This window comes from Helicobacter magdeburgensis (assembly GCF_000765825.2).
In the GTDB taxonomy this organism is placed as follows: Bacteria; Campylobacterota; Campylobacteria; order Campylobacterales; family Helicobacteraceae; genus Helicobacter_C; species Helicobacter_C magdeburgensis.
Window position 1 is genome coordinate 76621 of record NZ_JRPE02000001.1, and the last position, 19209, is coordinate 95829.

General features: G+C 39.5%; 17 protein-coding genes. 7 read left to right on the forward strand and 10 right to left on the reverse strand.

All coding sequences use genetic code 11. The annotated features are described in order from the left end of the window. Positions 1–17: 17 nt before the first annotated feature. The 6 genes from LS74_RS00430 to hisS form a co-directional block, all read right to left on the reverse strand. Complete coding sequence (locus tag LS74_RS00430) at positions 18–326, reverse strand: hypothetical protein (RefSeq protein ID WP_002956651.1); 309 nt, start codon at positions 324–326, stop codon at positions 18–20. Then, positions 326–1141 (reverse strand): HdrB C-terminal domain-containing protein, encoded by an 816-nt coding sequence (locus LS74_RS00435; protein ID WP_034588653.1) that lies wholly within the window; start codon positions 1139–1141, stop codon positions 326–328. Before LS74_RS00435 ends, LS74_RS00430 begins: the two co-directional genes overlap by 1 nt. A gap of 3 nt (positions 1142–1144) precedes the next feature. Continuing rightward, positions 1145–1807, reverse strand: coding sequence for a DUF5644 domain-containing protein (locus LS74_RS00440; protein ID WP_034588650.1), 663 nt, complete (start codon positions 1805–1807; stop codon positions 1145–1147). A gap of 84 nt (positions 1808–1891) precedes the next feature. Beyond that, positions 1892–2383 (reverse strand): hypothetical protein, encoded by a 492-nt coding sequence (locus LS74_RS00445; protein WP_034588648.1) that lies wholly within the window; start codon positions 2381–2383, stop codon positions 1892–1894. Further along, complete coding sequence (locus tag LS74_RS00450) at positions 2352–4187, reverse strand: M3 family oligoendopeptidase (RefSeq protein ID WP_201274694.1); 1836 nt, start codon at positions 4185–4187, stop codon at positions 2352–2354. The genes LS74_RS00445 and LS74_RS00450 overlap by 32 nt, the downstream gene beginning before the upstream one ends. Positions 4188–4219: 32 nt before the next feature. Next, a complete protein-coding gene (hisS, locus tag LS74_RS00455; RefSeq protein WP_138128651.1) occupies positions 4220–5569 on the reverse strand; it encodes a histidine--tRNA ligase in 1350 nt (449 codons plus the stop codon). A gap of 218 nt (positions 5570–5787) precedes the next feature. Between hisS and waaF the strand changes: the two genes are divergently transcribed. The 4 genes from waaF to LS74_RS00475 are packed head-to-tail and all read left to right on the forward strand — an operon-like array spanning position 5788 to position 9480. Further along, positions 5788–7029: a lipopolysaccharide heptosyltransferase II gene (gene waaF, locus LS74_RS00460; RefSeq protein WP_084584202.1), complete on the forward strand. Its 1242-nt coding sequence runs from the start codon at positions 5788–5790 to the stop codon at positions 7027–7029. Further along, positions 7019–7615 carry a flavin reductase family protein gene (locus LS74_RS00465; protein ID WP_034585469.1) on the forward strand — a complete coding sequence of 199 codons (597 nt, stop codon included), beginning with the start codon at positions 7019–7021 and terminating at the stop codon, positions 7613–7615. Before waaF ends, LS74_RS00465 begins: the two co-directional genes overlap by 11 nt. 2 nt (positions 7616–7617) lie before the next feature. Then, positions 7618–8781 carry a succinyl-diaminopimelate desuccinylase gene (gene dapE, locus LS74_RS00470; RefSeq protein ID WP_034585467.1) on the forward strand — a complete coding sequence of 388 codons (1164 nt, stop codon included), beginning with the start codon at positions 7618–7620 and terminating at the stop codon, positions 8779–8781. Positions 8782–8817: 36 nt separating this feature from the next. Further along, the gene (locus LS74_RS00475) at positions 8818–9480 is read left to right on the forward strand and encodes a YhcH/YjgK/YiaL family protein (RefSeq protein ID WP_034585464.1); all 663 of its coding nucleotides are present in this window, start codon (positions 8818–8820) and stop codon (positions 9478–9480) included. Between the two features lie 145 nt (positions 9481–9625). On the opposite strand, the gene ligA is transcribed toward LS74_RS00475, so the two are convergent. Then, on the reverse strand, positions 9626–11581 hold the full coding sequence (gene ligA / locus LS74_RS00480) for an NAD-dependent DNA ligase LigA (protein ID WP_034585461.1): 1956 nt from the start codon (positions 11579–11581) through the stop codon (positions 9626–9628). A 136-nt stretch (positions 11582–11717) separates the two neighbouring features. Here ligA and LS74_RS00485 point away from each other — a divergent pair, with 136 nt between their 5' ends. From LS74_RS00485 to LS74_RS00495, 3 genes are read left to right on the forward strand one after another with little or no spacing between them, the layout of a single operon-like run. Next, on the forward strand, positions 11718–12686 hold the full coding sequence (locus LS74_RS00485; RefSeq protein WP_034585459.1) for a chemotaxis protein: 969 nt from the start codon (positions 11718–11720) through the stop codon (positions 12684–12686). Positions 12687–12717: 31 nt separating this feature from the next. After that, the gene (gene aspS / locus LS74_RS00490) at positions 12718–14454 is read left to right on the forward strand and encodes an aspartate--tRNA ligase (RefSeq protein WP_034585458.1); all 1737 of its coding nucleotides are present in this window, start codon (positions 12718–12720) and stop codon (positions 14452–14454) included. Between the two features lie 4 nt (positions 14455–14458). Next, positions 14459–15091, forward strand: a complete 633-nt coding sequence (locus LS74_RS00495; protein ID WP_052086363.1) for a hypothetical protein — start codon at positions 14459–14461, stop codon at positions 15089–15091. 18 nt (positions 15092–15109) lie between these two features. Here the strand turns inward: LS74_RS00495 and hemC are convergent, their stop codons facing one another. Genes hemC through hemA form a run of 3 tightly spaced genes read right to left on the reverse strand, consistent with a single transcriptional unit; the run spans position 15110 to position 19204 of the window. Next, positions 15110–16081 carry a hydroxymethylbilane synthase gene (gene hemC / locus LS74_RS00500; protein WP_034585456.1) on the reverse strand — a complete coding sequence of 324 codons (972 nt, stop codon included), beginning with the start codon at positions 16079–16081 and terminating at the stop codon, positions 15110–15112. 10 nt (positions 16082–16091) lie between these two features. Then, the gene (locus LS74_RS00505) at positions 16092–17861 is read right to left on the reverse strand and encodes a proline--tRNA ligase (protein WP_034585454.1); all 1770 of its coding nucleotides are present in this window, start codon (positions 17859–17861) and stop codon (positions 16092–16094) included. Next, positions 17858–19204 carry a glutamyl-tRNA reductase gene (hemA, locus tag LS74_RS00510; protein WP_034585479.1) on the reverse strand — a complete coding sequence of 449 codons (1347 nt, stop codon included), beginning with the start codon at positions 19202–19204 and terminating at the stop codon, positions 17858–17860. Before hemA ends, LS74_RS00505 begins: the two co-directional genes overlap by 4 nt. Between the last annotated feature and the right edge of the window lie 5 nt (positions 19205–19209).

Here is a 19209-nt window from a genome sequence, read left to right on the forward strand (position 1 = left end):
TTGTAGCAAATTTTACTTTAGCGTTTGTTAATACGCTTTTCAAAATCCTTTTTAAGCTTTTCTTCTTGCTCTCGCTCGGCTTTTCTCAACCGCTTAAGCTCTTCAATCCGCTCATTCTCAAGAGCGATTTTCTTTTCCCTACTATCGCGGATTCTCTGCATATATTCCTCGCGCCTTTTTGGGTCCTGATAGCGTATAGGCTTCATAAATAGCACTCCCACGATAATGAAAAAAAACACCAACGCCATTGCCGCATCTTCTCCGCCAAAGTGATACCAAGTCGCTCCAACAACCGCGGCAAGAAGAAGTTTCCAAAAAGCCTGCATTAAAACATCTCCACTTTTTGCTGATGATGGTTAAAGCCAAGTTTTTTATGATCGCTCTCTCCAAAAGCAAGGAGCAAAATTTGAGATAAAAACACAATAGGTAGAGCAATGTTATCGCGATTATACGCTTTGCAAAGCTCTATGCGTTTAGAATCTAGCAAATCAAATTGCCCCAATGAATAAGAAAGGATAAAATCCACACCCAAATCTGCCAAATCAAAAAATAGCTTTGCTCCATTATGCAACGCACTTTGTGGATTATTCTGCAAAAGATGAGTGTAATATTGCAATGCAAGTGGATTTTCAAGCATTTTTAAATCAATTTTTTCATAGATTCTGTGATTTGTGCTTTTTGGTAAATGTCCTTGATACGCCCCACGCACGATAATAGAGCTAAAGGGTGAAAATCTCTTTTGAATAAGATTGTCAAACTCCAAAGTATTAAGCAAATCGGGCAAATAGCTCATCTGCACCTTGCTATCATAGAGCAATTTAAATTGATATAAAAAATTTGTCTCAATATCACGCATAAGTGCAGAATCTGATTCTATAAGTGTCTTAGCATACAACGCATTAGCATAGGCATCTTCTTCAGCAAACACAAGTGTAGCATTAAGCGAGTTTGCTAAGGCAAGATTGTAGGCGACATTACGCACTAAAATGTCTTTTTGTGTAAATCTAGCAAAATATCCACCACAATCAGGCAAGGATTCTTTTGGTTTTAGCACTTCAAGTCCTAGTCTTGCAAACAACTCATTTGTGCTACTTAACAACGCCTTTGCATTTTCATATCTATCATATATAATATATTTCATTGCTTAGATCTCCTTTAGTGTATGCAAATGAGCAAATTGCTTATGTTTTGTAGAAAGCACAAGGCTTATAAGCTCCCACATCTCTTCATCAAGCGTATTTCCGCGTGGATACACCATATCTGCTAAATTCACAAAGTTTAAAATCCCACTTTGAGGTTGGACAATCCACTCCAAAAGCTCATTTAGCTTTTCTGGGTGGCGGGAAAGTAGCCATTTAAGATACAAGAAGAATCCATCGCCCAAATACTCATCATTACTCATTGGTGTAATAAGATTCAGTAAAAGATATTTATCTAGCTCCTCTCTTTCCTCCGCATTCAAAAAGTCCGCCCACGCAAAAAACACATCATATTTTTTTCTCAACGCCTTTTTATCCACAAGCAAATCTTTATACGCATAATACACGCTCATAGGTTCAATCTGCCATTCATCACCAAATCGCTGGGCCACATCAATCAAGTTTAGATTCTCAAAAATAGCAATACCATTAATCCTTAGTGCCAAATGCTCCATATCGCAAGCATATCCGCTAATTTCCTGCTGTAAAAATACGAGTAAGTCTCGCAAAGTTTGATTATCTTTTATCTGCAAACATAGCTTTTTGTAATAAGGCAGATAATCCACACCCGCTTCAAACGCAAAAACTTCAAGTTGCACCTTATTCATCAAAACTCCTTGTCTTGTTTAGAATCTTGTCTCAAATGCCCTGATTGTAACACATTTCATTTACACTATCCCTTAAAAGGTTAATTATTTTTTAAAAAATCTACCATTTTCTGGACTTAAAGCAAAGGCGAGATTAGACTGCTCTAACCCCTCTTTTTGGATCGATTCAATCTCTTCGAGCTCCTGTTTTGAAAGGTTATAAAAACAAGGGTGGCTTACATTTGTAAAAAGTGGAATCTCACGCAACAATTCATTATCGTGAAGTAAAATCTGCACAATCCCTTCATACTTAATATTCACAAAGCTCCCAATATTCTCACTGCCAAATCCCGCTTCAAAGCTCATACCGCTATCGTGTAGCTCTATACTCTCAAAAGTATATCCCGCTAAGACAAAAAGTGTAATATCATTAAAAGTGCTTGTGATATGTTCAGGGAGCTGGGGAGAGAAACTTGCCTTTTTCATATCGCATAGGATATTAAAATTCACGCCATTATTAAGCAAAAACTGCAAAATATCCCGCGTATGTGCGGTCATCATCGCCTTAAATTGCGGCTGAAAGAGTATCTTGTGCATTGACCAGCTCCTTAAATTCCATAAGCATTTTTTGCACTTCATTCATACCAATAAGCCAAAATTTATCGCTTTCCAAATTGAATCCAAACGCACTAATAAGCTCTTTGGGGCTTTTACTTCCGCCAAGTGAAAGAAACTCGGTATATTTTTGGATAAATTTTTCCCTATCGCGTGGTGTTTTTTGTGCCTTATACAAGCCAAATAACGCCAAAACAAGCAGCTGCCCGTAGCTATACGCATAGCAATAAAAGGGCGAATGCACAAAATGGGGGATATAGCACCACCAACTTTCATAATTTTTAGTGAGCATTAGACTATCCCCAAACATTCTTTCATTTTCTTCACGCCAGATTCTATCAAAATCCTCTGCCTTAAGTTCATCACTTGTAGCGTGGATTCTGCGTTCAAAATGCGTCATTGTGATTTGCCGAAAAAGCGTTGAAAAAATATCTTCTAACTTCCCTGCATAAAGCGGGATAAGCTCATCTTTGCTTAAAGATTTTTTTAATGTATCAAAAAGTAGCATTTCAGCAAAGACCGAAGCTGTCTCTGCCGTAGTCAGTGGCGTATCCATATTGAGATAGCCTTGCGTTTTTGACAACTCTTGGTGAATCATATGACCAAACTCGTGAGCGATTGTAAAGACATCGCGGCGAGAATTTGTGTAGTTTAAAAGCACATAAGGGTGTGCAGTTGGCACACTGCCGTGGCTAAATGCCCCTCCTCTTTTGTTTGGGGTGGGGTGGGAATCTACCCAGCCTTTTTTTAATGCCTTTGTAGCTATGTCTTTAAACTCCTTGCTAAAATCCCCAAATGCCTTTAACACAAGCTTTAATGCGTCATTGTAGCCAACTTCACTTTGGCTAGATTCTAGCGGTGCATATCTATCATAATCTTTTAATTGCTTAATGCCAAGTAACTTTGCTTTGATTTTGTAATACTCCCCAACAAGCCCATAATGTGAGCTTACGACATCAACAAGTTTATCTACACTTTTTTGCGTTGCTGCATTACTTAGATGCCGAAAAGATTCAGGGAGCTTGTATCCACGTAAGCCCTGCATAATGCTTAAATCCTTACGCACCATATTAAGAATATAGCTCAATAAATGGCGGGATTTTTTTAACTTTTTTGTAAAAATCTTTTGAGCTTCCTTGCGGACATTGCGTTTGCAATGATGTAATAGGCTTAGAATCTCCTCTTCACTTATAGTAGTTTTTAAACTCGCCTTTGACTTTTTAATCTTTTTCTGCAAGGGACTTTTATCATTTGCTTTAAGATTTGACACAGGATTTTTAAAACTCAAATGCGATAAATGCTCATCAAAAAGCCGAGAAAACGCCCCCACACCCACAGGTGAAGTGGCTAAAAGCACCTTTTCTTCTTTTAACGATAGGCTAAACTCATCTTGTTCAATGAGTTTTTGTAGGAAATAGGCATATTGTGGGCTAGATTCAATACATTCTTTTTGTTTATTTTGTGGAAGTTTGCAAAACTCTAGCTCAAAAAACAGCACGAGATTGTGAATCTGCGTTGTTTGCATTTCATACTTCGCATACACATCGCCCTGTGTGCTATCCTTAGCAAAGCCCAAAAACACATAGGTCATAACCCTTCCAATACCCTCTAAAATCTCCTCATACTCCCTAATCACCGCACAAAAATCCTGCGATTTTATCTCGCCTAATCTGCCTTCATAAGCTTTAGCAAACTGCCTAGCATTGCGTTTAAGAGAGCTCATAAATCGCTCAAGCTGTTCTTCACTCCTAAAAAGTGCTTTTAAATCCCATTCTGTAGATTCTATCATTTCATCTCCTTTTTGGATTCTATAATCGCTTAAATTTTTAGCTCTTCTGGCTCATCTTCTTGAATCAGTGTCAAAGCCTTAAGAAAGCTGAGTTTATCCATTTGCATACCTGAAGTCATATTTTTCAAAGTCAGCGTTTTTGAATTAAACTCGCTCTCACCAATAACGATGACAAACTCGTGTCCCTTAGCATTAGCATAGCCAAATTGTTTTTTAAGCTTACTTACTTCTGGATAGACTTCAATGGGGACTTTTGAGCGGCGGAAAGATTCTGCTAAAAAATGTGCGTAGCCAAAATATGTGCAATCCATACAAACAATGAGTGCGCGAGCTGAAGTTGCCTTCTTATCAAGTAGATTTAGCTCCTCTAACGCTGCCAAAAGCCTATCAATGCCGATACTCGCCCCCACACCACTCATTTTATCCTTAGAAAAGGTGCGTGTGAGATTATCATACCGCCCACCTGAACATACGCTCCCTATGCTTTTTAGGGCATTCAGCGTTGTTTCATACACAATTCCTGTGTAATAGCCTAGCCCTCTAGCGATTGAAAAATTCACACGATAAGTATCCCTATCCATTTGTAAAGGCTCTAGCACCGCATACAAGGCTTTTAAATCCTTTATGCCCTCCCTTGTATTTTCATTCCACTCTTCCATAAATGATATTTGTTTGAAAAAGCTCTCACTATCGCCCTGTTGCTTGATTGAAGTATATTCTAGCAAACTATCAGCTTGAGTGCTAGAAAGATTGAGTTCTTTTTGTAATTCCGCACTTACAGCCTCTTTACCAATCTTATCTAGCTTATCAATAATACGCAAAGTCGCATTGACATTTTGCTCCCCTACAATGCCGCAGTGCTCGCAGATTCCATTTAGGATTTTACGATGATTAAGCCAAATGGTAAATTCATCTATCCCAAGCCCCACAAGCGAAGCATATATCACTTGTAAAATCTCCGCATCACAAGAGATACTATCACTCCCAATAAAGTCAAAATCACATTGTGTAAATTCCCTATATCGCCCTCTTTGCGCTCTCTCTCCACGAAAAACATTCCCAATAGCAAAGCGTTTAAAAGGCAAATCCACTTCATTTTTGTATTGCGAGACAAAGCGTGCTAAAGGCACGGTGAGATCAAAACGCAATGCCACATCTCTATCCCCGTGGTCTTTAAAGCGATATAGCTCTTTTTGAATCTCTTCACTCCCCTGTTTCACAAGCACTTCAGCATATTCCAAATGCGGCGTTTCAATGGGAACAAATCCAAAATTCATAAACACACTACTAACCTTACTTAACAAATGAGCTTTAGCAAGAGCCTCTTTGGGTAATCTATCCTTAAAACCACTAAGTGTGCGGGGCGTGATAAGTGCCATTATAAACCTCCTAGAATAAAAAGGCAAAATTTTAACCTATTAAAATTCCAAAACTCTACATTTTTTTGGTGCGATGTTTAGATTTTTTAAGATAAATGCAAGATTTTATCTTAAAAATGTTGTATTTCGGCTATATTTTTAACTATTTTTATTCTCACATACTTTAATTTTTGAATTTTTTGGCTTTTTCTTTGCTACAATTTTGACTTTATTGCATTATGCTAATTTGTGGAGCTAGAATCTTGTTTCAATCTCATCATACAATTTATACCAAAGATGTTAAAAGCATTTTATTGCGACTGCCAAATTGGCTAGGCGATAGCGTTATGGTGTCTTCTGCGTTTGAATGGCTTAAGCTTAGTTTCCCTTGTGCTGATTTTAGTATTGTAGGCACAAAGGCGAGTTGTGGAATCTATGAGCGAGATTCACGCATTAAACATATTTTTATTGATGAGAGTAAAAAGGCTAAATCTAGAATCCTAGCCACAAAAGACTTAGCTAACGCCATAGGCAAACACGACTTAGCCATTACTTTTAGCAACACCTTTTTTTCCGCCCTACTTTTATATCTCACAAAAAGCCCTGTGCGTATAGGTTACGCAAAAAACGCTCGTAGATTCTTGCTTACCCACGCATTAAAATTACAAAAGCACGATTTACAAGGCAAAAAATATCATCAAGTGCTTTTATATCTCTCTCTCATCGCCCCGCTTTTACAAGTAAGAGAGCAGGTCGCACACACACTTTCTAGCACCCTTACAAGAACATTGCCAAATAATGCCCCAAAAGAGCCAATTTCACATAAGATTCTAATGCCAAATGAAATTCTAGAAGCCCTTTCAACAAAGCCTTTAACACTTATCTCGCACTCCATAGAAGCAGCACATTTAGCCCTCTCAAAAACAAGCCCAAGCAAACCCATTGTAGGCATAAATCCGGGTGCTGCTTTTGGAAGTGCCAAGCGGTGGGAGCAGTCGCATTTTGTAAGCGTGATAGAATATTTTTTAGATAAAGCATATCAGGTTTATCTTTTTGGATCAAGTGCTGAATCTAGTGCAAATACAGACATTGCTGACGCCTTAAAAAATCATAAAAACTTGCAGTTTTTTCATAATCTCACAGACAAAACAAATCTAAGTGAGTTAATTGACCACATTAATGCCGTGAATGTTTTTATTACAAATGATAGCGGACCAATGCATATCGCCACAGCGTTAAAAACACCCATAGTAGCCATTTTTGGACCAACAGATATAAATGAAACCGCCCCCTATACCCCAAGCCACACAGAGCAGTCTATTGCCCTGCTTCACGCTAACTTACCTTGCTCTCCTTGCAAAAAGCGTGAGTGTCCGCTAAAACATCATAATTGTATGAATCTCATCTCGCCACAAGAAGTTATCAATTCTACCATAAGAGTGCTAGAAATCAACCAAAAAAGGCTAAATGATGATAATTGACGCACATAGCTCCACACCATTACAACGCTACAAGATTTTAAGTAATACCATAACCCCCCGCCCAATCGCGTGGGTTAGCACGATTTTTCCAAATGGTGGGATAAATCTCGCACCCTTTAGTTTCTTTGCACCCATCAGCGTGAATCCGCCTATTTTTTCACTCTGTATAATGCAAAAAAGTGATGGCAGTCAAAAAGATACCTTTAGAAACATCATGCAATCAAAAAGAGCTACCATCAGTATGTGTGAGCTTTCACATTTAGAAGCCTTGCAGAATTCTAGCAATGAACTTGATTTTAATGTGAGTGAAGCGAGTGAGTTTGACATTCCGCTTGAAATTATAGAATCTAGCTATCCACCCGTGCCACAAGGGATAAAAGTCGCTTTTATGTGTGAGTTGTATGATGTGCTAGAGCTTGGCGATAGTAAGAGTGTGCTACTTGAAGCAAAAAGCTTTTATATCGCCGATGAAATTTACACGCAGGATTTAAACTTTTTGCCACAATTTATTGGACGCGTAGGGCGGATTTACAAAAGCCCGGGTAGTCAAATATTCTTACAAAATAACCACGAGAAAAAGGACTGATTATGCCCTTGGCATTGTTAAAAGATTTAGTCAAACTCCCTAGCATCACCCCGCAGGAATGTGGAATCTACACTATGATTAAGGAAAAATTTAGCCAGATTCAAACCCCGCTTTTAGAAAGCCTTGTGATTGAGCAAGAAAATAATGGCGTAAAAAACCTTTTTTACCTTTTCTATCCAAAGGGGGCTGATATAGGTGCATTGCCCCATTTGTGCTTTGCTGGGCATATTGATGTTGTCCCCACAGGGGAAAATTGGCAGTATGAGCCATTCTCTGCTAAAGAAGTAGATGGATACATCTATGGCAGGGGAACACAGGATATGAAAAGTGGCGTGAGTGCTTTTGTGAGTGCGATTTGCCAAAGTTTAGAATCTCAAAGCCTTGAAAATTGTATGCTCTCTATCCTGCTTACAAGCGATGAAGAAGGAGATGGAATCTATGGCACAAAGATTATGCTAGAAACGCTACAAAAACGCCACTTACTGCCCCATTGCTGCATTGTCGCCGAGCCTACAAGCACACATCACACAGGCGATACGATAAAAATCGGGCGTCGCGGCTCCATTAATGGTACACTCATCATTGAAGGCAAACAAGGGCACGTCGCCTATCCGCAAAAATGTCTTAATCCTATAGAATTGCTTGGGAGCAAACTTGGGCTTTTGGCTGGAGTGAATCTTGATAATGGCAATAGCTATTTTGAACCAAGCAAACTTGTGATAACCGATATTCGCGGGGGTATGGAGGTTGTGAATGTAACGCCACAGAATCTTAAAATAATGTTTAATGTGAGAAATTCTCCCTTAAGCAATGAAGATTCTATCCGCAATTATATAGAGGGTGTGCTTGACACACTGCCCTATACGCTGACGCTTAAAACAAGCTCCCTGCCCTTTATCACTGAAAGTAATACAGAGCTTGTAAAATCACTCAACGCCGTGATTGAAACAAAAGTGGGTAAAAAGGCGGAGCTTAGCACAAGCGGTGGAACAAGCGATGCGAGGTTTTTCTCTGCCTTTGGTGTCAAAGTGGTAGAACTTGGCGTCCCAAATGATAGAATCCACGCCATCAATGAGCGAGTAAAAATAGATGATATTCTCATACTGCACGATATTTTCATTGATTTTCTAGCAATTTTTAAAAAGAGTGCTAGAAAATTTGTTTGAGTTTAGAATCTACACAATCTATAAAAGGAGTTATAAATGGCAATTATCGCACAAGCTAGGACATTAGAGTGGTTTTTCAAAGCTTATCCACAGCTCAATGTCGTAAAAGAATATATCTCTCAAGCTCTCAATCCGCAAAGTGAGATTCACAAAAGAATTTCAACGCTTCAAATTCCACAATCTCAAGATAGAATTGAAGTGAGCTATCCCCTTGAATACGGTATTAGAGCCATTGAGCAGAGCTATTATCTAAAATCTGCTCAAAATGCTTTTTTTGAAACGCATAAAGCCTATTTAGACTTCCAGCTTGTGATAAGTGGCTATGAGTATATGTGTATCGGCGACAAAGACACTTTTGATGTGAAAATCCCTTACAATGAATCTAGAGATTTAATCGTGTATGAAAACACTCTACCGCAGAATCTTTGCTTAAGTAATACAAATACCAAAGGAACGCAAACACAGCAATATTCTAGCAATGATAAAAATAGAGTGCTAGAATCTTGCTATACACTCCCAAACAACGAAGCTTTAAATGCCCCTTATCGCACACATATTCTTTTAAGCAATGGAGATTTAGCTATATTTTTTCCAACTGACACGCACGCTGGGAGCTTAGAGCTAACACCTGATATACTCCCGCATTCTAAAATTGTCAAAAAAAGTGTGCTGAAAGTGCCTGTAAGCCTTATTCTTTAAGGCAAGTGGTAAATTTAAAAACTTGTAAATTAGAATCTCTAGCCAAACTCAAACTAAAATCCATAATCCCAAAACTCAATCAATCACTTGCGAGTCTGCTTTAAGTCCAAAATCTCTAAAATATGCTTTTGCTTAGAATCTTAGCTTAACTTTCCTGCATATACCCCATAAACTCCTTTTCACTCAAAGTCTTAACACCTAGATTCTGTGCTTTTTCTAGCTTACTCCCTGCCTTTTCTCCATAAATTACAAAATCCGTCTTTTTACTGACACTAGAGCTAATCTTTGCCCCCTTAGATTCTAGCATTTCAACAATCTCATCTCGCGGCTTATTCAGTGTGCCTGTTAGCACAATGCTTTTATTGTAAAAAATATGGCTTTCATCAAGCTTTAGCTGCTCAATTTTTGGACTAATAATTTCAAGCAGTTTTGCTATAAGCTCCTTGTTTGCGTGATTAAACTCTATAAGTGAATATGCCATTTCTTCCCCAAAACCATCAAGACTTAGAATCTGCTGAAAATCCACACTAAAAGTGTCTTTGCCAAAGCTTTGAGCCAATCTCTTACTTGCCCCCTCGCCTATATGCTCAATCCCAAGTGCGTTGATAAAACGCCACAGCTCCACACCTATGGTATTTTGTATGGCTACAATAAGATTTTTAGCCCTTTTTTCTTTCCAGCCTTCAAGGGCTAAAAGCTGAGATTCTTGCAGTGTGTAAATATCTAAAATACTTTGGATTAAGCCTTTTTCAAAAAGCTGAATTACAATCTTTTCGCCAAGCCCATCAATATTGAGTGCTTTTTTTGAAGCAAAATGGATAATAGATTCTATCACTCGTGCTTCACAGCTCAAATTTTGACATTTGATAAAAATCTCTTCAATCAATAGCTCCTGCTTGCACACGGGGCAATGCGTGGGCTTTGTGATAGGGATTTGTGTGCCATCACGCAATGCAGTTATAGGCTTAATAATCTTAGGTATCACATCGCCACTACGGATAATAATCACTTCATCATTTATGCGTATGTCTTTGCGTTCAATCTCGCTAAAATTATGCAATGTCGCACGAGCAATCATCGCCCCTTCAATCTCCACAGGCTCTAACTCCGCCACAGGTGTGATAATCCCCGTGCGTCCTACTTGCAGGGTAACATCTAGAATCTTAGAGCTTTTCTCCACCGCTGGAAACTTAAACGCACACGCAAAACGCGGAGCCTTAATCGTCCAGCCCAAGCTTTGCTGAATCGCTATTTCATCTAGCATTATCACCATACCATCAAGCATTATGGGATATTCATCGCGTTTTGATATGAGCATTTTATACATCTGCATAATATCATCACTCCCCTTACAGTGCGTAAGGAAAGGCACAGGAGCAAAGCCAAAATCTGTAATTTTTTGTAACGCTTCATAAAAGCTACCAAATTGAGTAAGCCCCGCCCCAATCCCCCAAGGCATAAAGCGGAGTTTGCGTTTAGCTGTGATTTTAGAATCTAGCTGCCTTAGGCTGCCAGCAGCGGCGTTTCGTGGGTTAGCAAAAAGGCTTAGATTCTGCCCCAATCGCTCATTATTAATCTTTTCAAAATCATCTTTAGCTATCACAACTTCACCGCGTATCTCAATCTCGCCCTTAAAATCAATGCTTAAAGGAATGCTCTGAATCGTCCTAGCATTGCTCGTTACAAGCTCTCCTGCAATGCCATCGCCCCTTGTAGTCGCACTCACTAAGATTCCATTGCGATATAAGAGATTGAGACTTGCCCCATCAAACTTTGGCGAACAGGTAAAGCTTGAATGCGGATAGCTTTTATAAATCCTTTCACACCACTCTTGCATCTCCACCTGATTAAACATATCTTCTAAGCTCCACATACGCTCTATATGGGAATTTTTACTAAAAGATTCTAAGGGCGTGTCGCCTACGCGTTGGGTTGGGGAGTGTGGGCTAATCAATGTTGGGTTTTGCCTTTCAAAGTTTAAGACTTGATGATACAGCTCATCATATTGGCTATCCGTGGCGATTGGGTCATCAAGCACATAGTAATGGTATGCCATTTTTGTGAGCTTTTGAATGTTTGAGCTGTATTCTTGCTGCGTCATAAGTTGCCCTTTAGATTCTAAGTTTTTAGGATTTAATGCTATTTTATGTATTTTGCGATAGAATTATAGCACTTTCATTCAAATGCTACATTTTGCAAATGCTAAGTTTTGAAAATACCAAATTTGGAGGCAGGGTTTGACACAGGGACAAAATGCAATTGACAAAACCACTTCGTTACACCTTAATAATGAAGTGCAGTTTTTATGCTTCACACTTGAAGAGGAAAAAGAGGGCACAAATCAGCTTTATGCAATGAATGTATTTAAAATCCGTGAGATTATCTACTATGATAATGAGCTAACAGAAACCGCTGGGGATAATAGCGGGATTATTCTAGGCTATCTCACGGTAAGAGATGAGACAATCCCGCTTGTGGATATGCGGCGATGGCTGTATTATAGCAAGGACAATCCTTACAGAGATTTGCGAGAATACTCGCTCAATACCGAAAAAAGCCTTGTGATTATTTGTAGTTTTTCAAACAACACCGTGGGGCTTAAGATTATGGGTGTGAAACGCATTATCCACAAAAGCTGGAATGATATTAATGTCGGCTCGGAATTTGGCATTGATGGTGATGCGAAGATCACAGCAACGACAAAATATGATGATGGCTCTGTGATACAGATTCTAGATGTGGAGCGAATGCTTACAGAAGCATTTCCTGCGGGCAATGCTGCAAATGAGCTTGAGCTTAATGACTTGCAAAGTATAGCAAGTGATAAAATCGTGCTTTTGGCTGAAGATTCTAAATCGGCGGCAAAATCCTTGCAAAGAATTATAGAAAAGCTTGAGCTAAAATACTTTAGCTTCCCTAATGGTAAAGCTTTACTTGACTACTTGCATAATCCGGGTGTGGCAGCAAAGATTGGTGCGATTATCACGGATTTAGAAATGCCTGTTGTCTCTGGCTTTGAAGTGCTAAAACGCATTAAAGAAACACCATCAACTTGCCATATTCCTGTGATTATCAACTCATCAATGAGTAGCGATAGTAATCATCAAATGGCAGAACGACTGAAAGCCGATGGCTTTATTAGTAAATCAAATCCCACCGAGATAGAACAAGCATTGCGTCAGATTCTCGTAGATATTGATTTTTAGAATCCCAACATCATATTGAAAAAGGTAAAAAATGTTAAGAACTCATTTGTGTGCAGAATTAAATGAAAAACATATTGGCAAAGAAGTGCAAGTATGTGGCTGGTGTAATACTTACCGCGACCACGGCGGCGTAATTTTTATTGACTTGCGTGATAAAAGTGGGATTATCCAGCTTGTGTGCGACCCTAATAGTCAGGCTCATAGCATTGCTTCAAGTGTGCGTGATGAATATGTGCTTATCGCTAAAGGGAAAATCCGTGCTCGTGGTGAAGGGCTAGAAAATCCAAAGCTCAAAACGGGAATGATTGAAGTCGTGCTTGAAAGCCTAGTGATTGAAAATAAATCGCCCACACCTCCCATTGCCATTGGCGATGAAAGTGTGAATGAAGAGCTAAGGCTAAAATATCGCTATTTAGATTTACGCTCTCCTAAAGCCTATAATATTTTTAAAATCCGCTCCGATGCGGCAATCGCAGCAAGGAATAGCTTACAAAAAATGGGCTTTCTTGAAGTGGAGACACCCGTTCTCACAAAGGCTACACCAGAGGGAGCAAGGGACTATCTCGTGCCTTCTCGTGTGCATTCTGGTGAGTTTTATGCCCTACCTCAAAGCCCACAGCTTTTTAAACAGCTGCTAATGATGAGTGGCTTTGATAAATATTTTCAAATCGCAAAGTGCTTTAGAGATGAAGACTTGCGTGCGGATAGACAGCCGGAATTTACACAAATTGACATTGAGATGAGTTTTTGTGAGCAAAATGACATCATTACTATGGCGGAGACATTATTGCAGGATATTTTTGCAGCCTGTGGTGAGAGCATTGAAGTGCCTTTTATGCGTATGCCTTACACCCAAGCAATGGAATCTTATGGAAGCGATAAGCCAGATTTACGCTTTGAAATGCCCCTTGTGGAAGTTGGCGATTTATTTTTAGATTCTAATAATGAGATATTTAAAAATATCGCTCAAGATTCTAAAAATAATCGCTTTAAGGCACTTTGTGTCAAAGGTGGAGATAGCTTTTTTACACGCAAAAGTTTGGGCGAGGCAGAAGAGTTTGTGCGGAAGTTTGGGGCTAAAGGTTTGGCATATATTCAAGTGAAAGAAAACGAATTGAAAGGTCCGCTTGTGAAATTTATTTCAGAATCTGCTATGAGTGAGCTTATCTCACGCGTGGGGGCGGAGCCTAATGACATTATTTTCTTTGGTGCTGGGGCGAAAAAAGTCGTGTGGGATTATATGGGGCGGTTGCGACTAAAAATCGCTATGGATATGAATCTTATTGATGAGAATATGCGGAAGTTTTTGTGGGTGGTGGATTTCCCAATGTTTGAAAAAGAAGATGGCAGGGTAAAAGCCCTGCACCATCCTTTCACAATGCCAAAAGATTTAGACAAAGATGATGTTGAAGAGATAGAATCTATTGCCTATGATGTGGTGCTAAATGGCATTGAACTCGGCGGTGGGAGCATTAGAATCCATAAAGATAGCATTCAAAAACGCGTGTTTGAGCTACTTGGGATTAGCAATGATGAAGCACAAGATAAGTTGGGATTCTTGCTTGAAGCCCTAAGCTTTGGAGCGCCACCTCACGGGGGGATTGCCATAGGTTTTGATAGACTTATTATGCTTTTGGCTAAAACACAGAGTATCCGCGATGTGATAGCCTTCCCTAAAACACAAAAGGCTACTTGTCCGCTTACTCTCGCTCCAAGTGCGGTAAGCGATGAACAGCTAAGAGAACTTCATATCCGCCTTAAAAGCTAGAATCTTGGAAACTAACACACCAAAACATAAAGGGAATGAAGTAGATTCTCATAACAGCATAAAAAACAAAGGAAGAATCTTTTCCCTGCCCTTTCTCTTTGTGCTTTATGCGGCACTCTGCATTCTTGGCATTTTAGCTTGGCGATATTTCATTACACAAACGCCACTTTTTGAACACACTTATTTAGAGCTTATGTCAAGGGGCATTATCCTTGTTTCTTATCTTTTTGTTGTGAATCTTCCTGCGTTTTTTCTTGTATTTATCCCCACATTGCGACAAAACCTTATTGTTTTTGGTGTATGCCTTGCCCTTGTTGTTGCCTTTTCTCTCACAGGGCTACCTGCTACCCTATATTTAAGCAATCAAATTTTTATGATTCCTTGGTTTGTGATATGGGAAAGCTTTGTTATAGTAAGTATTGTGTGTAATACCTTTTTCCGCAATATATCCAAGCTTAATGTATCCCTTGTGCTAGTTTCAAGCCTTAAAATCATTTTTGGCTTTTGCCTTGGCGTTGTATTTTTTATATTTTGTGTGGCATTTCAAATCTCTATCTTTGAAAAATACGACTTCACTGGCAAAAACTATGGGATACCATCTCATAAAAAAGTTCTCTTTCAAGACTTAGGATTTTAGAATCTAAAATCCGCAAAATCACGCAAATGCCATATCTCTTGCACGAGATAGAATCTCCTTAGCCCCTTTAGCAATAAAGCTTTGAGCGAGATATTTGCCAAGAGATTCTGCCTTTGCCTTGTCTTCTTCTAACATAGAATCTTCCAAACTCTCCTGCAATATTTCCTGCCCACTTGGCAATCCCACCATAGCCCTAAGCCTTAAAATCCCATTTTCATACACCGCTTGCACGCCTATTGGCACTTGACAGCCACCCTCAAGCTCTCGCACAAAGGAGCGTTCAGCACTTACGCATAACACACTTCTCTTATGTGTAAGCCTTGAGATAGTCTCAAAATATGGGCTATCCTTTCTCATCTCAATACCCAAAGCCCCCTGTCCCATAGCAGGTATCATAAAATCCAAAGGCACAATATGGCAAATCCCCATATCATTATTTTCCACATCAATGCCTAGCCGCTTCACACCCGCTTGAGCTAAGATAATCGCGTCAAACACGCCATTTTTTAGCTTTTCTAAACGCGTTTGTATATTCCCACGCAAACTTAGCGTATCCAAATCCGCACGAAAAGCTTTAATCTGCATAGAGCGGCGAAGTGAAGTTGTCCCCACCCTAGCACCTTGCGGCAAAGATTCTAAACTCTCATATTTCATACTTAAAAAACAATCCCTGCAATCCTCTCGCTCTGTAATTGCCGCCAAATCAAGCAAGGGCAGAATCTCCACAGGCACATCTTTTAAACTATGCACAGCTAAATCAATCTCTTTATTCAAAAGCTTTTGTTCTAGCTCCTTTGTGAAAAGCCCCTTGCCACCGATTTTTGCCAAAGGCACATCAAGAATCTTATCGCCTTGCGTTTTGATAATTTTAAGCTCTGAATCTAGCCCACATTCATCTTTCAAGCAATTTTTCACATATTGTGCTTGCCACAATGCCAACGCACTTCCGCGTGTGCCGATGATAAGTTTTCTATCCGCAACATTTTGCATTTTTACCCCCTTAGCTATTCCGCCCTAGAATCCCAAGCAGATTTTCAAGTATGTTTTCATCGCATTGAATTTCAAACTTTTCTAACCCCTCACGCTTAATAAGCTCTAATCGTCCCTCATTTAAGCCCTTGCCCACAATCAAAGCAAATGAAAATCCAAGTAATTCAAAGTCTTTCATCTTTACCCCAAATCGCTCATCTCTATCATCAAGCAAAACATCTATGCCCCTAGCCTTGCACTCTTCATAGATTTTTGTAGCAAACTCACTTTGTGCTATGTCTTTGACATTTGAAATAATAATGGCTAAATCAAAAACCTTAACTTCTTTTCCCCACACACAGCCTAGCTCATCGCTTTTTTGCTCCAAAATTGCCGGTAAGATTCTAGATACGCCAAAGCCATAGCACCCCATAATCAAATCCTGTGCCTTGCCGTCCTTATCCAAAAATTGTGCGTTCATCGCGTGAGAATACTTCGTGCCAAGCTTAAAAATATGCCCTACTTCAATACCCTTTGTGTAATACAACTCCCCATTACATTTAGGACACAAATCCCCCTCTTGTGTTTGAGCTAAGTCTGCAAAACTAAGATTCTCAAATGTGTCTAAATCCACACCCACAAAGTGATAATCCTTTTCATTCGCTCCACAAATAAGCCCTTTAGCTTCTCTTAAACTCTCATCAAAATAAATATGCCGACTTTGCGTGATATGCCCCAAGCCATAAGGTCCTATAAATCCAGCCTCCAAGCCACTCTCTCTTAGCTCACAAGATTCTGCATCTTCTAGGCTTAAAAAGGAGCTATCCACACGATTAATGGTGTTGAGTAATTTTGTCTCTTCAATCTCATCATCACCCCGCACAAAGCTATACACAAGCTCAAAGCTCCCATCAGCCCTTAACGCCTTTTTCACAACAGCTTTTAAAAGATAGAATCTATCTACTTTAAAAAACTCGCTTAAAGATTCTATGCTTTTCACATTTGGCGTGTAGAACCTTGCAAACTCCGCTTTTGGCGGATTCTTATCATATTTTAGCTCACTTGGACGCGGAGAGGTTCGCAAAGCCCTTGAGCTTATCTCAATATTTGCCCCATACTCGCAGTTTTTACACACTACAATCGTATCTTCCCCACAAGGAGCTAGCACCATAAATTCCTTGCTCCCACTCCCACCAATCGCCCCAGAATCCGCCTCTACAATTTTAAAATCCACACCTATGCGTTCTAAGATTCTTTTATAAGTTTGCTCCATTACATCAAACTCTCTATCCAAATCTTCAAAGCTACTATGGAAACTATATCCATCTTTCATAATAAACTCACGCCCACGCATAAGCCCAAAACGCGGACGCACTTCATCGCGGAACTTTGTATGAATTTGATAGAGATGAATGGGGAGTTGCTTATAGCTTTTCACACCATTTTTAGCAATGAAAGTTACCACCTCTTCGTGCGTAGGTCCCAGCACAAATTCATTCTCTTTCCTATCCACAAAACGCAAAAGCTCCCGCCCATACTTCTCATATCGCCCAGATTCACGCCATAAATCCGCAGGGGTAACAAAACCCATTAGAATCTCCTGTGCATTTGTCTTATCCATTTCTTCTTTGATGATGGAACGCACCTTATCAAGGAGCTTTTTTCCAAGCGGCAAAAAGTTATAAATCCCACTGCCAACCTGCTGAATAAATCCACCTCGCACAAGGTATTGATGACTTTTTAGCAGGGCATCTTTTGGGGCTTCTTTTAAGGTATTAACAAAAAGCTGTGAAAATCTCATATATCTTCCTTTACAATTGTGGTGTCTTTTTCGCATTTGTAGTTACTTAGCATAACAACTTCATCGCCAATATCAAACATACTTTTCATCGCTTCAATGATGGGATCGCCCTGATGACTTTCACTCGCCTGTCTTAGTCTCATCGTGGGATTATGCAAAAAGCTATTAAACGCCCCGTGCAGAATCTTTTCTACATTTTGACGATACTCACTTGGTAAAAATCCTTTCTTAATCGCCCTATCAAGCTCTTTAAGTGAAGATTGCTTGGCTAAATAGCGGATATGCTTGATTATAGGTTCAACACTCAAAGTCTGCAACCAAGTAAAAAAATCTCTCGTATAAGATTCTAAAATCTTATGCGCTTCTTTAGCACTCTCATCACGCGCACCCTTATGTTCTTTGATAATCTCTTGTAAATCATCAACGCAAAAAATCTCCAAATCCGCCATTTTTACAGATTCTATATCACGCGGCAGGGCTAAGTCAAACCATAAACGCTTGACTTGACTAGATTTTACCATATCTGCTTTGATAACACACTCTGTCGCACTTGTGGCACTAAAAAGCAAAGTAAAGTTATTGAGAATCTCTGCGAGATTCTCAAAAGATTCTATATTGACATTCTTAGAATCTAACTCTCCAGCAAGATTGTAAGCGTTTTGCTTTGTGCGGGAAAGCAGTGTGATTTTTGCTCCGGCATTTAATAAATGCTTACACACAAGGCGTCCCATTTCCCCACTGCCAATGACTAGGGCGTGAGTAGAATCTAGATTCTGCCCCACTTGCTTAAGCTTATGCTCTGCCATACGCACCGCTGTGGAAGCCACCGACACACTATGGGCTGAAATATCCGTCTCCTGCCGCACATTTGCCGCACATTTAAAGGCAAAGTGCATTAAACGCGTCATATCCTTACCACATAGTTTGTTGTCAAAAGAGAGTTTATAGGCATTTTTGAGCTGCCCTGTAATCTGCGTTTCACCCACCACGAGGCTATCAAGGCTTGAAGCCACACCAAAAATATGATAAATCGCATATTCATTTAAACGCACAATCGCATTTTGCTCTATGAGTATAGAATCTAAGCCTGTGTATTTTGCTAAAGTAGCGTATATGTGGCTTCTAGCTATTTTCCTATCATACATACTCACATAAATTTCAATGCGATTACAAGTGCAAAGCAAAATGCTTTCACTTATGCTTTCACTTTCATTTATTTCTTGTAAAAAGGGCAGAATCTTAGCTTGAGTGATGTTGAGCTTTTCACGCATAGCAATATCTGTATTTTTATGTGAAAAACTTATAACCATATATTGCGTTTTTTGTTCTTCTTGTCTTTGCATATCCA

Coding starts and splice junctions, on each gene's coding strand:
- waaF (WP_084584202.1), top strand. CDS start 5,788: ATGCTAATTTGTGGAGCTAGAATCTTGTTTCAATCTCATCATACAATT.
- hemA (WP_034585479.1), bottom strand. CDS start 19,204: ATGCAAAGACAAGAAGAACAAAAAACGCAATATATGGTTATAAGTTTT.
- LS74_RS00435 (WP_034588653.1), bottom strand. CDS start 1,141: ATGAAATATATTATATATGATAGATATGAAAATGCAAAGGCGTTGTTA.
- LS74_RS00465 (WP_034585469.1), top strand. CDS start 7,019: ATGATAATTGACGCACATAGCTCCACACCATTACAACGCTACAAGATT.
- LS74_RS00445 (WP_034588648.1), bottom strand. CDS start 2,383: ATGCACAAGATACTCTTTCAGCCGCAATTTAAGGCGATGATGACCGCA.
- LS74_RS00430 (WP_002956651.1), bottom strand. CDS start 326: ATGCAGGCTTTTTGGAAACTTCTTCTTGCCGCGGTTGTTGGAGCGACT.
- aspS (WP_034585458.1), top strand. CDS start 12,718: ATGTTAAGAACTCATTTGTGTGCAGAATTAAATGAAAAACATATTGGC.
- ligA (WP_034585461.1), bottom strand. CDS start 11,581: ATGACGCAGCAAGAATACAGCTCAAACATTCAAAAGCTCACAAAAATG.
- LS74_RS00440 (WP_034588650.1), bottom strand. CDS start 1,807: ATGAATAAGGTGCAACTTGAAGTTTTTGCGTTTGAAGCGGGTGTGGAT.
- dapE (WP_034585467.1), top strand. CDS start 7,618: ATGCCCTTGGCATTGTTAAAAGATTTAGTCAAACTCCCTAGCATCACC.
- hisS (WP_138128651.1), bottom strand. CDS start 5,569: ATGGCACTTATCACGCCCCGCACACTTAGTGGTTTTAAGGATAGATTA.
- LS74_RS00475 (WP_034585464.1), top strand. CDS start 8,818: ATGGCAATTATCGCACAAGCTAGGACATTAGAGTGGTTTTTCAAAGCT.
- hemC (WP_034585456.1), bottom strand. CDS start 16,081: ATGCAAAATGTTGCGGATAGAAAACTTATCATCGGCACACGCGGAAGT.
- LS74_RS00505 (WP_034585454.1), bottom strand. CDS start 17,861: ATGAGATTTTCACAGCTTTTTGTTAATACCTTAAAAGAAGCCCCAAAA.